Below are 15324 nucleotides of genomic sequence, written 5' to 3'. Positions count from 1 at the left end.
GTAGTAAATAAGAATTTTGTTTAAGAATATAAGCCTATTATCAAAAAAGCTCCCGTATTGCAATTCGCAAATACGAGAGCCTTCTTGATTCAGTAATTTATTAAAATCATCCAGTGTTTTGTAGGCCTGCAGCAACACCAGAAACTGTGCAAAGAATCAAGTAAATAAACTCTGCTTGCTGACTTTCGCTAAGCTCTTCTTTATCTACCTTGTTGCGCAGCTTGTGGAGCGCAAGCGACTGAATCACAGAAAGCGCATCCACGTACGGCGAACGCACGCGAATTGCCTGGCCAAGCACATGGCGGTGTTGCAACGGCCATTTATTTCCAACAATTTGCAAAACCCACTTGCGAGTAAGTTGCATCTCGGAAAGCACTTTATTGCTCAAATCTTCGCGATCTCCAAGGCTTAGATACATGCGAGCAATGCGCTCATCTGTTTTTGCCAAAGACATCTCAATGTTGTCAATAAAAGTGCTGAAAAGTGGCCATTCTTCGTACGCTTTGCGCAAAGTTTGCAAGTCGCCAAACTCTTCGCAGGCCGTACCCAGGCCGTACCACGCTGCCAAATTGATTCGAGCCTGTGCCCAAGAGAACACCCATGGGATTGTACGCAAATCATCCAAAGACTTTGCGCCAAGGCCTCGCTTTGCAGGGCGTGAACCAATTGGGAGCAAACCAATCTCACTAAGCGGTGTAACGGTTGAGAACCACGGTGTAAAGTCGTTGGTTTGCAGCAAATCAATGAATCGATTATGCGCTGCAACATCAAGCTTTTGAGCCATATCCGCATACTTATGCGTCATCTCTGTGTTTGTTTTTTCAACGCTTGGAGCCGACTGAAGCAAAGTTGCCGCAGCCACGGATTCCAAGTGACGAATCGCCAAAATTGGGTTTCCGTAGCGAGCAAAAATCACCTCGCCCTGCTCAGTAAGCTTAAATCGGCAATTTACCGACCCAACTGGCTGAGCCAAAACAGCACGGTTTGCAGGGCCTCCGCCTCGTCCAACAGCGCCACCACGGCCATGGAACAGCGTTAGGTCAATATCGTGCTTTTTAGCCCACTGAGCAATACGCTCTTGAGCGGAGTGCAAAGCAAGTGTTGCAGATGTAGGGCCAGCGTCTTTGGAAGAATCGGAGTAGCCAAGCATAACTTCCATCTTGCGGCCAGTGGCCTTTAAGCGAGCCTGAACTTCTGGAATCTTAATGATTTCTTCCAAAACATTAACCGAGTTCTGCAAATCTTCCAGCTGCTCAAAAAGTGGGATTACGTCGATTGTTGGCGCATCTTGTGGGTGAGCAAACGCAAGGCGATTAAGCTCAAACACATCGCGAACATGCTGAGCAGACTTTGCAAACGAGATAATGTATCGGCGAGCTGCACGCATACCGTTGCGCTTTTGAATAGCTCCAAGCGCGCGGAATGTGTCTAGAACCTCGCGGGTCATTGGCTGAAGCGGGCCACGCTCCCCGTGCAAACCGTGTTCGCGAATATCTTCCAAAGCGCGCGAATGCACGAGCGAATGCTGGCGGAACTCCATTTCCACCATGTGGAAGCCAAATGTTTGTGCCTGCCAAATAAGATCTTGAAGCGGACCATAAGCTGCGCGCGAATCGCCAGCAGCCGCAAGCGACCTCTGCACAATGTGCAAGTCTTCAATAAAATCTTCGCAAGAATGATACATTAAGTCTGTATCTCGGCTAATCGTTCTGTGCAAACGATCTGCCATAACAAGCATAACGGCTCTATGCGGTTCGCTGTTTGAAACGTCGGAAGCGTTTTCGGTTAGCTGCTCGCTCATTTCTCGCTGGCGATTCCAAAGCTCCAAAAGCTCAACGCTAGGAGGAGTTGTACGCGTTTCCATTGTTAAGCATTTTCCAACTTCACGCGTGCGCGCTTCTAGAGCAGCAAGAACGTGGTCGCTAAACTTTCGAGCAACCTGCCTACTAACTTTTGCTGTAACGTTTGGATTTCCGTCTCTATCGGAACCAATCCAGCTTCCTGGGTGGAAGAATGCTGGGCAACGCGGTGGCACCAAGCCTGCCTTCTTGCCTAGCAGCCAATCGTCAAATCGGCGGTAAACCAGCGGAATTGTGTTGAATAAAGTGGCGTCAAAAATGTCTAGAATCGTGTCTGCTTCTTCAACAGGAGTTGGCTTTTTAAGTGCGATTGGAGACGTACGCAGCAATGCGTCAATCTCGTTGTATAGCATACGATAATTTTCGCGCTTATCCGATCCACCTAAAGTATTGTGCTTGCTTAAAAGCTGCGATATTCTGCGGATTTTACCAGCTACAGCCTTGCGCCTAGCTTCGGTTGGATGCGCAGTAAAAACTGGGTGGAACTCAAGCTTTGCAAGCAATTCCTTAGCCTGCGCAGGGCTCATTTCTGTAAGCAACTTATGATATGCGCAAGTTAACTCGTTTACAGGGTCCACTGGGTTGGAGTCCTCAACATCGCATTCACGCTGATGCAGCACAGAAACCCTGTAGTTTTCTTCGCAAAGGTTTGCAAGATGGAAGTATGTAGCAAAGGCACGAGCTAAAAGCTGCATATCTGGCAAATCCATGCCATTGATTTTTTCTACAGCCTTGCTTAAGCCGTTGTCTTCCTCTTCTTGAGCATCAAGCATTTGCGCAAAGTGGGCAGCGCTTGCATTTACAGCATTTAAGCGCACTTCGTCAAATACGGTTAATAATTTTTCATCAAATTCGCCCAAAACATCGCGCAGAATGTGCAAGCACAAATCCATGTCTTGCTTAAGCGATGCTGGCAGTTCGCGCTCCTCTGGGCCTTTTCGCCCTAAACCAGACGTTACAATCGTTGCGTCTGCTGGAGTTACCTGTTGATTTTGAGTTGTCATCAGACCTCCTTGTGCTAGTCATAAGGTTGCTTGGTCATTTGACTTCCGCGGCTCCTCCGCGGTTATTTAGGTCAAAAGTTGCAAGCCCACAGCCTTTGTTTCCAGCGAGATTCCAACATAATTGTGAACCGACCTTAGGACTGATTTTTTATATAAATTTTTTATAGACAATGTGCTGCGTATACTAAAAAATTGTGAGCATAGAAGATAATAACGCGGATAGTGGCAGTAGTAATAGCAGCAATAGTAACGAGCCAAAAATACTTCGGACTGGCCATATTGTTGGAAAGCCTTCTGGACGCTTTCAAACGCACGCGATTCCGCTAGACATGGAAGACGTTGAGCGCGATTGGGATAAACCAGTTACACAGGCTGGCATTGCCGCAAAATCCAGCATTATTATTCGCGTTGGAGCTTTGGGCTTAGGCGCTGGCACTGGAAGCTATCGCGTTCGCGAGCTAATGCACCGCGTTGGCGAGCCTATGGGCGTAAACGTTCGTGCAGACGTTAATTTAACCGACATTGAAGCAACTTGCACAGATAGGCACGAGCGCATTACAGAAGTTGTTGATTTGCCTACTACTGGCGTAAACACAGAGCGAATCTGGCTTCTTGAGCATTTTGCAGATTGGTTTAACGTTAAGCTTGGAAACGATTCCTTATACCATTCAAAAGCCACTGTTTCTAAGGAGCTAGTAGATACTCTTCAAGCTGGCAGCAACGAGAATGCTATTGTTCAAGCCGCTAAGCAGTCGGAGGAGCACGCTGCAAAAATCGAAGAAAAAATGGCCATTCAAGAGGCGATTCGCAAAGAAAAACCTCGTGGAATTTTTGCACTTCAGCCAGAAAAAACATATGTTGAACATTTTTCTCACGTTCAAAATGTCAAAAATAGCCAAAATAATTTAGATTCTGGGCTTAAAAACAATTCCGCCGCTTCATTTAACGAAAATCCTGCTGGCGATTCTTCCGCGCCGCTTACCGTTCGCCAAGTTCACGACCGTCTAGACCTAATCAAAAACCGCAAACCTCTTTATAAACCGTGGTTCGCCGGCCTTGCCTCTGCTGTAGCATGCGCATCCTTCGCATTTTTGCTCGGCGGCGGCGCTTACGACATGCTTGGCGCTTTTATTGGCGCGGGAATCGGCCACTACGTTAGAAGACGCATGTTTATGCATCATCTAAATCAATTTGTTGTAACGTTTATTGCCGTTGCTGTTGGCGCTTTAAGCTGCATCGCTTCTTTGCGCATTGTTGGCTGCTTTGACCCTTCTGCTTTGTATCACAATACAGCTTATATTGGTTCTGTTTTGTTTGTGATTCCAGGCTTCCCGCTTATTACAGGCGGCTTAGATATTGCTAAGATTGATTTTCCTTCTGGAATTCAGCGGCTTTGCTACACAATGGCGATTATTCTAATGGGCACTCTTGCTGGCTGGATGGTTGCAAGCCTTGTTCAGCTAAATCCTCAAGGCTTTACTCCTTTGGGCTTAAATCCTTGGCTTAATACTGTTCTTAGAATGATCACAGCATTTGCAGGTGTGTGGGGATTCTCCGTTCTGTTTAATTCGCCTCAACGAATGTGTTTTGTTGCTGGAGTAATCGGAGCAATTACCGATACTCTGCGCTTAACAATGGCCGATTTTGGTGTTGCTGCAGAAATCGCAGCATTTACTGGCGCTTTGCTTGCTGGTCTTTTGGCTTCTGCTTGGCGCTCAATTGTGCATAGAGGCTGGGCGCCGCAATACTTGGGCTACCCGCGCATTAGTCTTACGGTTCCATCTATTGTGATTATGGTTCCTGGACTTTACATGTATCGCGCAATGTTTTATCTTGGTCAGTTTAATACGCTTCCTGCTTTAGACTGGACATTCCGCGCATTTATGGTGATTATTTGCTTGCCATTAGGCCTTGCGGTTGCGCGCGTTATAACAGATAAAAACTGGCGATACGATATTTAGTAAAAACTGGCGATACGATATTTAGGCTATACGATATTTAGTCATATAGAGAATAATTAAAACGCCCAGCAACTACTGGGCGTTTTATTTGTATGCAATCAAAATATGCAATCAATCAAGAATTAATCAGTACTTCATATTCATCGCTTCGCGCACTTGCTCAAGCGTCTCCTGCGCAATCTCGGCAGCTCGCGCATTTCCGTCGTGCAAAATATCGCGGATTGAATCCATATCTTTGGCCAATTCTTCTCTACGCTGGCGGTGTGGAGCAAGGAAGTTGTTTACAGATTCAATAACGTACGCCTTTAGCGCACCTGCACCAGCATCGCCGATTTCTTGAGCAATATCCTTTGGATCCCTGCCTGTAACCAAGCCCGCAGTAGTCAAAAGTGCAGAAACCTGCGGACGTGCCACTGGGTCAAAAGTAATTGTTCGCTCGGAATCGGTTGGGCTTTTTTTAATCAACTTTGCTGTTTCTTCTGCGGTTGCGCCCAGCATAATCGAGTTTCCGTAAGACTTGCTCATCTTGCGCCCGTCTAATCCTGGAATCTCTGGCGTATCCGAAAGAATCGCAGCTGGCTCTGGGAAAACAGGATTCTTCTTTGCGTATCGCTCGTTAAACCTGCGAGCAATCGTGCGCGTAATCTCAATATGTGGCAAATTATCTTTGCCAATTGGCACAACATTTGCTTTGCAGAACAAAATATCGCAAGCCTGATGCACTGGGTACGTAAGCAAAAGTCCTGTTAAAGCGTGACCCGAAGCTTCCATTTCGGCTTTAACAGTAGGATTTCTATGCAATTCCGCTTCTGTAACTAAAGACAAAAATGGCAGCATAAGCTGATTTTCTGCAGGCACAGCGGAGTGCGTAAAAATCATTGTTTTTTTAGGATCAATTCCAGCAGCCATGTAATCAAGAACAAGATTTAGCACGTTATCTTTTACGTGTTCAACAGTGTCTCTATCTGTAATCACCTGGTAGTCTGCAATAATCACATTTGTGTTTACGCCAAGATTTTGCATTGCGACACGCTCACGAATCGAACCAAAGTAATGACCCAGGTGGAGCCTTCCTGTTGGCCTATCTCCCGTAAGCATTGTAAAGGAGCTAGGATTTGCCTTTAGCTTCTCAAGCGTTGCGTCTGAACGCTTTTGAGCTGCCATAAAGCTTGCGCTTATCTCATTTCCAGCAGCTGTAACCTGTGCTTCTTGCTCCATTTTAAACTCCTTACACACGCAATTTTCCTTGCGATTTTTACGCCTAAAATATGGCTTTTATGGTAAAAGTTCACTCAGACAATATACTCTGTTGCGGCAAAGTGGTACGCTCTTGTGTGATGAATTGATTGTTTTGGTAAATTAGAGGGGGTCAGATGGGCCGCGGACGACAGAAGGCAAAGCAACAGAAAATTGCCCGTAAGCTCAAATACCTGACGACCGATACGGATTACGACGAGCTTGCTAAAGAGCTTAACACTCACGAGCCTGGTCAAGGATCCTTCGATCCGTTTGAATCTGATAACTACAATAACACCGAGGATTATCTAGATAACCAAGATAATTCTGAAAGTTTATCTGTAGAAGATGATTCTAAAGACATCAACACTAATGCTGGTAATGATGATGCCGGCAGCTTGCATGATTCCGTTTCGAGTGGAGATGACGATTTAGACGACTACGCCGAGTGGGCTGCTCAGTCTGCCGCTCAGGCCGCCACTAAAGACAAATCGTCTAGCAATTCTGGCGCTATTCATCATCACATTCCTATGCCTATGCCTAATTTTATGCATAAAGATAAGTAGTTTTGATTATTTAGCTTGTTATTTAACTTGATTATCTAACTTAATTATCTAAAAGAACTTTTGTAAGTTCGGGCAGCAGATTGCTTAAATTATCTCGCTCTCCAACTGCGCTTATATTTCCAATTTGCTGCTCGTAATCCCATTTTGTTATTGCGCAAGAAAGTCGCAGCCAAACATCTGGGTCAAGTTCTATAACATCTGGTGGCGTTAAATTATGCGGATCCGAATGCGGACCTTCCAAAATTTTCACAGCTCCCCAAGGAGCCACTCTCACTTCCACAGCGCAACCAGGCGCTATCTGCTCTAATACATAAAGCGAATATCTAACAGCCATTGCTTCATCGTTTAAACTAACGCCAATCTCATTGGAATTTACGCAGCATAAATCTTTTTTATCTTTTACAGATTTTATATAAGCTTTTGCACTATTTGCCCACGTTTCAAACGATTTTTTAGCACCACTTATATCAGCTTCTCGTATAACAGACATACTTAAATTATCTCATGAATTATCTAACTATTATCTGCGATTTTAACAGTGTTTTACAAAAGTTATATTGTGAATAATTCTTAATAAGGGTTTGGGGTTGTGCTATCATCAACAATGAAAACGTGTGCATTGCCGCGTACCGTCTTGTTAAGTGCAATTTGGCGCGGCTACAACCAACATAATCAAGGGTTGCTATTCGCACATTTTAGGTAAATATATTATTCACGGCACAAGGAGTCAAATATGACTAAACACGTCGCGCCGAAAGCCAAGACTACTGCGGCGGCATTTGCCAAAGAACTTCAAGAACATCTGAAGTACACCCAGGGTGTCACCCCAGAACAGGCCACTACGGCTGATGTGTATGTTGCCGCTGCTACCGCGGTCCGTCGCCATTTGATGGATTCTTGGATGCAGACCCAGCATGACATGATTAACGGAAAAACCAAGGCTGTTGGCTATTTGAGCGCAGAGTTCTTAATGGGCAAGCAGCTTGAAAACGCTTTGCTTAACGCTGGTCTTACCGATCAGTTCAACAAGGCTGTTACAAATCTTGGTTTTGAGCCAAAAGATGTTATCGACGCTGAGTATGAGCCAGGTTTAGGTAACGGCGGTTTGGGTCGTCTCGCAGCCTGCTTTATCGACTCGCTCGCCTCTATTGGCGTGCCAGCATTTGGCTACGGCATCCAATATCGTTATGGTATTTTTAAGCAGCGCTTTGATGAGCAGGGTAAGCAGGTAGAAACTCCTGATTACTGGCTTAGCAACGAAGAGCCATGGGGACATATCGACTATGGTCGCGATCAGCGCGTTAACTTTGGCGGCAAGGTTGTTGAAGAAAACGGCAAGCGCGTATGGAAGCCAGATTGGGCTGTTCGTGCAGTACCAGTTGACTACATGGTCCCAGGCTACAATTCTGGTCGCGTAAACACTCTTCGCTTGTGGACTGCTAAGTCTTACGACGAATTCGATTTGCTCACCTTTAACAAGTCCGAGTACTTGGACGCTGTTAAGCCACAGGTTGAAGCAGAAAATATCTCCAAGATTCTTTATCCAGAAGATTCCACTCCACAGGGCAAGGCTTTGCGTCTTGAGCAGCAGTACTTCTTTGTTGCTGCTTCTATTCACGACGCTATTCGCGTGTTCTACCCAGGCCAAGATAAGCCAGACCTTACAACCTTCCCAAGCAAGATCAACTTCCAGTTGAACGATACTCACCCAGTTATTGGTATTCCAGAGCTTATGCGCGTTCTTATGGACGAGTACGGCTACGATTGGAACACCGCTTGGGGTATTACAACTAAGACCTTTAACTACACTTGCCACACGCTTCTTCCAGAGGCTTTGGAAGTTTGGCCAGCCAAGCTTATTGGCGAACTTTTGCCACGCCACCTTGAGATTATTCAGGGCATTAGCGAGCAGTTCCGCAACGAGCTTCGCAGCAAGGGTGTTTCCGAAGATCAGGTTGAGCGCATGCGCATTGCTACCGACGCCGACGAAAATGGCGAAGGTGCTGTAGTTCGTATGGCCTACTTGGCTACCTACGGCGGTTCTTACGTTAACGGCGTTGCCGAGCTTCACTCTGAGTTGTTGAAGGATGTTACCTTAAAGGACTTCTCCAGCGTTTACCCAGATAAGTTCAAGAACGTTACTAACGGCGTAACTCCTCGTCGCTTTGTGCGTTTGAGCAACCCACGTATGTCTGCTCTTATTACTGAGGGCTTGGGCACCGACGCATGGCAGGGTGATTTGGAGCTTCTCGAAGGCTTAAAGCCATTGGCTGACGACAAGGCATTCGTTAAGAAGTTCGCCGAAGTTAAGAAGCAGAACAAGCTTGCCTTCGTTGATTTTGCAAAGCACAAGTATGGCTTTGAAATCAACCCAGACACAATGTTCAACACCATTGTTAAGCGTTTGCACGAGTACAAGCGCCAGTCCATGAAGATCCTCCAGGTTATCTCCACATACGCTGGAATTAAGAACGGCACAATCGACGTCGACAAGATGCTCCCACGTACCGTGTTCTTTGGCGCTAAGTCCGCTCCAGGTTACGCAATGGCAAAGCTCACCATTCAGCTCATCAACAATGTTGCTCGCGTGGTGAATAACGACCCAGCGTGCAAGGGCAAGCTCGCTGTGTTCTTCCCAGCAAACTACAACATTGAACTTGCTATGAACTTGATTCCTGCCACCGATTTGGACGAGCAGATTTCTCAGGCTGGTAAGGAAGCGTCTGGTACTGGCAACATGAAGTTCGCTTTGAACGGCGCTTTGACCGTTGGTACTCTCGACGGCGCAAACGTTGAGATTCGCGAGCGCGTTGGCGCTGAGAACTTCTTCCTCTTCGGCATGACCGTTGATGAGGTTGAGAAGCTCTACGCTGAAGGCTACGATCACGGCGGCTCCCGCAAGTACTACGAGTCTGATCCTCGTTTGAAGACCGCTGTAGACATGGTTGCCGATGGCACCTTCTCTAACGGCGACAAGAGCGTGTATGAGCCACTCGTTAATGATTGGCTTACTCACGATTACTTCATGGCAATGGCTGATTTCAGCTCTTACATGGACATTCAGGCTCAGATTGAGGAAACTTACCGCGACCCAATGAAGTGGGCTCGCATGGCGGTTTTGAACGTAGCCAACTCTGGTTACTTCTCTTCTGATCGCTCTATCGAAGATTACCTCGATCGCATTTGGCACACTGGTGCTCTTCCAACTGCCGAGTGAGTATTTAAAAGCGTTTAACGCTTGATTTAATAAAAGGCGATAATTGGCATTTGCTGATTATCGCCTTTTGTTTATCTACATGTTTATATACTTATCTATCTATGATTTTGTTTTGCATTATAAAAAGCAGCGTCTTGCAAAAATCACAAAACGCTGCCTAATAATGTTTAAGTTTTAATGCAGAAAAGTTTATTTTATCTAAGCTTCAACTGGTTTAGCTTCTTCAGCTTCTTCTTTATTTTCCTTTTCTACACCCAAATTAATTGGCGAAGAGCTGTTCTCCCATGGCTGCTCCCATGGATCGTAATCAGGATTATGCTGCTTGTACACATACAATGCTGCAATACCTGCGAGCAGTGCTCCAAAGAGCAGTGCAAAGAACTTCCAACCGCCAGAGGACCTGTTCTCCATGATGGCTCCTTTCGTTAAGCTGACCTGCTCGTCCAAGTCAACGTTTTATACCGAGTTTACTCGTGTATTCACTATAATAGTGATTTTTTTTAATACTTGCATCTTTTTGCTATTTTTTTACTACATTTTTACTATTAAGTCGTATAAAATTTTTTACCTTATTTTAGACTGTGATTATTAGACTGTGATTATTTGTGTATGCGATTAGATAATGTTATTTTATGAACAATTTTGATGTAAATAATATTGTTAAACGCTTTAAGACTAATTGCAAAAGCGCAACGTATTCAATTATCTACATTTGCGTGTTTGTATGGATTATTGAGATTATTCTTCACACTTTTTTGCCAAACGCGTATCAATTGTTTATTGAAAACACAGCTTTTGCGCCATTTTTAATCACAAAAGCAAGTTGGACTTGGTTTACATCTATGTTTGTGCATTCTCCAGGATTTACGCACATACTTTTTAATATGTTATGCCTATATTCGCTTGGAATAGAACTTGAAAGATTCTTTGGAAGGTGGAAATTCTTCTTCTTATACGCTATTAGCGGACTCGGTGGATGCGTTGCCACTTTGCTTTACTGCAAACTTACAGAAAACTGGATACTCGCCGCCTATGGAGCATCTGGAGCCATTATGGGACTTATTGGCGCTCTTTTGGTTGCACAATGGCGACTTGGCGAAAGCGTTAATGGAACTTTAATTTGGATTGGTTTAACTATTGCTATGCCTTTATTGGTTCCAAATATTGCCTGGCAAGCACATATTGGCGGCCTTGTTACGGGAATAGTGCTGTCTACTTTGCTTGGTGTTAATAATCCGCTTCTTAAAAAAGCATCTTTTAATGAGCGTTTTGCTGTTTATTCTTTGCTAACTCTTATAGCTCTTTTGGCAATATGCGCATTTTGCTTGATTTAAAACTAATTGATATGCATCTAAATTACACGCGTGTAGTTCTCCACAATTGTGGACATAAAAGTGGATAACCTGGGTATAACGTGGGTATATCTCAATAAGTTATCCACATTGTTATGCACAATCGTTGATAACTCTACTTTTTTAGCCCTGTTGATAAGTGCATAACAGTTATCCACATTTTTGGAAAATTGTGACTTTCTCTAAACCTTAATCAAAAATAGAATTATGCAATCTAACAACACTTGTCCAAGCCAATTACAAAAGCAAAACCAGCAGACGATTGATTTTATTAATCAAAATCAAAACACTAACCCAAAAGATGCTGCTCTAAAAGCGTCTAATAACCCAAACGTTAATGTTGCTTTTGCTGTTAATCAAATAAGCGGCAAGCAGATTGCAAAAACAAAGTTGCCAATATGGTATAAAAACGAGCGCGTAATATATCCAGCTCATATTTCTATGGAACAGTGCTCATCGCAAGCAACCGCACAGTATAAAGCACGCCTTGCAAATCGTCTTATAAAAAACAACAATATTGATAAATGCAAAACAACTCTAATCGATTTAACAGGTGGATTTGGAGTGGACTGCGCAATTATGAGCCAAGAATTCAACAAGGCCATTTGCGTAGAAAAACAAGAAGAATTATCGGCCATAAGCCAACACAACATGATTGCTATGGGCCTAAATAATGTTCAATGCATAAATTCAACAAGCGTAGAAGCTCTAGAAAAAATAGACCAAGCAACGCTTATTTACATTGACCCCGCAAGACGAGATAAGAGCGGAGCTAGAACGTACGCAATCGAAGACTGCACGCCTAATGTTCTTGAACTAAAATCGCATATACTACGCGTTGCGCAATTTTTGCTTATAAAACTATCGCCTATGCTTGATTGGAAAAAAGCTGTTTGCGACTTTAGCGGAAACGTTAGCCAGATACACATTGTTTCGCACAATAACGAGTGCAAAGAGCTGCTTTTAGTGTTGGACTCAAACATGCATTCAAACGTTGATGTTTACTGCGTAAATAACGATTCAGTAACCGTTTTTAACGCAAAATACAATCCAGACTTAAATAAAGTAGAAGAAGAATCGCAAGAACTACACGAATCGCAAGAACCAGATACAAAAAACCAACAAAGCTCAAACGTCTTAAGTATAAATAATTGGGCTAATTGGGCTAAATATGTTTATGAACCAAACGCTTCAATTATGAAGTCGGGCTGTTTTAGGCTTTTAAGCTCCAAATACAACGTCTTGCAAATCGCAAGCAACAGCCACGTTTTTATATCTTGCGAATATGAATCTAACTTCCCTGGAAACATTTGGAAAATAGATAATATTTTTAGTTTAAACAAAAAAGAAATTAGCAAAGCACTTTTAAATGTGACTTACGCAAATATTGCAACATATAATTTTCCACTAAGCGTAAATGATCTAAAGAAAAGACTTAAGCTAAAAGACGGCGGAAAAACTAGGATTATTGCAACTACCGATTCTAAAAATAACCACGTAATTATTCGCGCAAGCAGCACGCAATCAAAATAACAAAAAATGGCTGCACGCTTTACATGCAGCCATCAGGAATTAACTAAGTTGTATAACAACTATCTCCAGCACATTGTCATTAAGAATCCAGCCATAACCAAGCATGCTGCGATTAAAAGATTAAATGCTCCAATTCCAGGAATTGGGAGCGAAGGATTCAAGTAATAAACAACAGCCCAGAACAATCCAACAATCATAAGCGTGCAGAAGAGTGGAACAAACCATCCAGCATTAGCTTTAGTGCCCTTAATGGCCTCTTCAACCCTGCGAGTATTTTCTTCTTGACGCTTCATCATGCGCTGTATTTGCGGAGATAAAGACTCTTTATCTGCAGTTGCGTTCAAAACAGCTTCAACCTGCTCCATAGGAACGCCATACACGTCTTCTTTAGAAGAGTTTTGAGCCTCATCCACATCGGCAGATGAAGTGGTGTTCAATTTATTCAATTCTTCGTCAGCCATAACAGTAACACTCCAATCAATCGGCTACACGCTATAATAATAGTTACACTCGAACGCAAGAAGAAGAATGAGCATTATGGCAAAACAAACAGGTAGGCACGGCGCTAAAAAATCGCTATTAGGTAGCGTTGCCGTAGCATTAGCGATTTGTTTTACAGGGTACTTATTCATCACTAATCTGCGCATAAATCGTACGGCATTTGTTACTTCCGATACGGGCCAGATGGTGGAAAGAAATTCTCAAAGAGCAAAAGATTTGCGAGAAGATGTTAAAGAGCTAGATTCTAAGGTTAATCTTTTAAACAAAACGCTAACAAGCACATCTAATGGTTCTGAATCTTCAGACGATACTGGAACAAGCACAATGCTCCCAGCAATACAGGGTCCAGGCATTACGGTTACGCTAAACGATTCACCACTTTGGAAAACGGCCGTAAACGGGTCTGGAAGCTCCTCAAATATAAATGACTATGTAATTCACCAACAAGACATAGAAGCTGTTGTAAATGCCCTTTGGAGGGGCGGAGCAGAGGCAATGACGATTCAGGGTCAACGAGTGTTGTTTAATTCCGCTGTTGTTTGCATTGGAAACGTGCTTATGCTGCAGGGCCATCAGTACTCGCCACCGTATAGAATATCTGCTATTGGCTCAGTTGAAAACATGCTAGAAGCGCTGGATGATTCTCCAGCAATTCAAACATATAAAGACTATGTCAGCACTTTTGGGCTGGGATGGAAAGTGGAAAAGCGGGGAAACTTAAAGTTCTTAGAATCGTCTGCATTACTGCAACCTCTAAGATTTGCCTCTGTTCCAAAAGATGCCGATTTTATTGGCAATATTCCTCAACACCATTCCACCAGGCAATAAAGGAGTAAAATGAAGCGTTCTAACTACATGCACGAACGTAACGAAACCAAAAGCTCAGGAACCAGCTTAATTTGGACAATAGCTGGTGTTATTGGAGAAATTCTTATAGCTTTCGCAATTGTTTGTGCATTGTACATTGTCTGGCAAATGTGGTGGACTGGTGCGCAATCTGAACACGTACAGTTTGAAACTCGCGAAGCCGTTTCCTGGAAGAATCCTGCTGCTGGAAAGAAAACAAAGATTGCTCTTCCGCAGGTAGACGATCCTCCTAAATTACAAAAAGTAAAGTACGGAGATCTTGTTGCTAGAGTCTATATTCCTAGGTTTGGAGATCAATGGGAACGCAATCTTGTTGAAGGTGTTAGCCTAGAAATATTAAATAGACGAGGCCTTGCACGCTTCCCTAAAACAGAAATGCCAGGAGAAGTTGGAAACTTTGGTATTAGTGGACACCGCAACGGCTACGGTCAGCCTTTAGCAGATGTTGACCGATTCCAAAAAGGTGATCCTATTATTGTTCGCACAAAAGATTACTGGTTTGTTTACAAGTACGTTACTCACAAGATTGTTAAGCCAGAACAGAGTGAAGTTCTTGACAAAGACCCATTAAACCACAGCAAAAATCCTAAAAAGCGCCTAATTACGCTTGTTACTTGCGAACCAAAGTATTCTACGCCTAAGTTCCGTTTTGTTAGCTTTGGCGAGCTAGAGTATTGGGCTAAAGTTTCTGACGGTATTCCTAAAGAACTTTCTACCGTAGATGCAAATGGCCAAGTTAAGTTTGTAAACAACGAGCAGCAATCTTTGGCTTCTCGCCTTGATTCTCTTGTGCCAATCATGCTTATTGCTCTAGTTTCGTACATAATTATCTTCGCCGCTGCTGGCATTGCTTGGCAGTGGCCTTTAAGGCGTCAAATCCGCGCTGGATTAAAGCCAAAGCCAGAGTTCAGCATTTTCGGTGGACTTATGAGGCTACAGCCTGGAATCCTACCTGTACGAATAGTTCTTTCTGCGCTCATATACGTAATTTTAATTTCAATTCTTATGCAATGGGTATATCCGTTTGCGTCTGCAACGATTCCGTTCTTAAGAGAGATGTCTGCGTATACAGCAACGGTTTACTAGCAAACAATTTGCTGATTTGCTATACATATTTGATAAGCCGTTTGATAAGACTATTTAGTAGCTAAATACAAAAACAACTAAATACAAAACGCCGCCTAGATGCCGTTAAAACAACGTGCAAAACTAGGCGGCGTTTTAGTTA

Annotated in this window: 12 protein-coding genes; 7 read left to right on the top strand and 5 right to left on the bottom strand. The window is 43.6% G+C overall.

The features are described 5' to 3' along the window. Window positions 1–106: 106 nt before the first annotated feature. Window positions 107–2863 (bottom strand): phosphoenolpyruvate carboxylase, encoded by a 2757-nt coding sequence (locus tag QP420_RS01080; protein WP_481616320.1) that lies wholly within the window; start codon window positions 2861–2863, stop codon window positions 107–109. Between the two features lie 194 nt (window positions 2864–3057). Here QP420_RS01080 and QP420_RS01075 point away from each other — a divergent pair, with 194 nt between their 5' ends. Next, window positions 3058–4824, top strand: a complete 1767-nt coding sequence (locus QP420_RS01075) for a threonine/serine exporter family protein (RefSeq protein WP_481616319.1) — start codon at window positions 3058–3060, stop codon at window positions 4822–4824. Window positions 4825–4950: 126 nt separating this feature from the next. On the opposite strand, the gene trpS is transcribed toward QP420_RS01075, so the two are convergent. Next, window positions 4951–6042, bottom strand: coding sequence for a tryptophan--tRNA ligase (gene trpS, locus QP420_RS01070; protein ID WP_060786982.1), 1092 nt, complete (start codon window positions 6040–6042; stop codon window positions 4951–4953). A gap of 155 nt (window positions 6043–6197) precedes the next feature. Here trpS and QP420_RS01065 point away from each other — a divergent pair, with 155 nt between their 5' ends. Next, on the top strand, window positions 6198–6626 hold the full coding sequence (locus QP420_RS01065; RefSeq protein ID WP_060786983.1) for a DUF3073 domain-containing protein: 429 nt from the start codon (window positions 6198–6200) through the stop codon (window positions 6624–6626). Window positions 6627–6666: 40 nt separating this feature from the next. On the opposite strand, the gene QP420_RS01060 is transcribed toward QP420_RS01065, so the two are convergent. After that, window positions 6667–7116 (bottom strand): sterol carrier family protein, encoded by a 450-nt coding sequence (locus QP420_RS01060; RefSeq protein WP_060786984.1) that lies wholly within the window; start codon window positions 7114–7116, stop codon window positions 6667–6669. Window positions 7117–7359: 243 nt separating this feature from the next. Between QP420_RS01060 and QP420_RS01055 the strand changes: the two genes are divergently transcribed. Next, window positions 7360–9843, top strand: a complete 2484-nt coding sequence (locus QP420_RS01055) for a glycogen/starch/alpha-glucan phosphorylase (protein ID WP_481616318.1) — start codon at window positions 7360–7362, stop codon at window positions 9841–9843. 198 nt (window positions 9844–10041) lie between these two features. On the opposite strand, the gene QP420_RS01050 is transcribed toward QP420_RS01055, so the two are convergent. Then, window positions 10042–10254 carry a hypothetical protein gene (locus QP420_RS01050; protein WP_060786986.1) on the bottom strand — a complete coding sequence of 71 codons (213 nt, stop codon included), beginning with the start codon at window positions 10252–10254 and terminating at the stop codon, window positions 10042–10044. A 221-nt stretch (window positions 10255–10475) separates the two neighbouring features. Here QP420_RS01050 and QP420_RS01045 point away from each other — a divergent pair, with 221 nt between their 5' ends. Beyond that, entirely contained in the window at window positions 10476–11177 is a 702-nt protein-coding gene (locus QP420_RS01045) for a rhomboid family intramembrane serine protease (RefSeq protein WP_060786987.1), read from the top strand. A 225-nt stretch (window positions 11178–11402) separates the two neighbouring features. Beyond that, window positions 11403–12728 (top strand): THUMP-like domain-containing protein, encoded by a 1326-nt coding sequence (locus tag QP420_RS01040; protein WP_481616317.1) that lies wholly within the window; start codon window positions 11403–11405, stop codon window positions 12726–12728. A 59-nt stretch (window positions 12729–12787) separates the two neighbouring features. On the opposite strand, the gene crgA is transcribed toward QP420_RS01040, so the two are convergent. Further along, window positions 12788–13189, bottom strand: coding sequence for a cell division protein CrgA (crgA, locus tag QP420_RS01035; protein WP_060786989.1), 402 nt, complete (start codon window positions 13187–13189; stop codon window positions 12788–12790). 76 nt (window positions 13190–13265) lie between these two features. Here crgA and QP420_RS01030 point away from each other — a divergent pair, with 76 nt between their 5' ends. Further along, window positions 13266–14057 (top strand): DUF881 domain-containing protein, encoded by a 792-nt coding sequence (locus tag QP420_RS01030; RefSeq protein ID WP_481616316.1) that lies wholly within the window; start codon window positions 13266–13268, stop codon window positions 14055–14057. 9 nt (window positions 14058–14066) lie between these two features. After that, a complete protein-coding gene (locus tag QP420_RS01025) occupies window positions 14067–15182 on the top strand; it encodes a class E sortase (protein ID WP_415695854.1) in 1116 nt (371 codons plus the stop codon). Window positions 15183–15324: the final 142 nt, after the last annotated feature.

This window comes from Bifidobacterium sp. UMB1197 (genome assembly GCF_030217745.1).
In the GTDB taxonomy this organism is placed as follows: domain Bacteria; phylum Actinomycetota; class Actinomycetes; order Actinomycetales; family Bifidobacteriaceae; genus Bifidobacterium; species Bifidobacterium vaginale_B.
The sequence above is the reverse complement of the archived record's forward strand: the minus strand, read 5'-3'. Positions and strand labels throughout refer to the sequence as shown.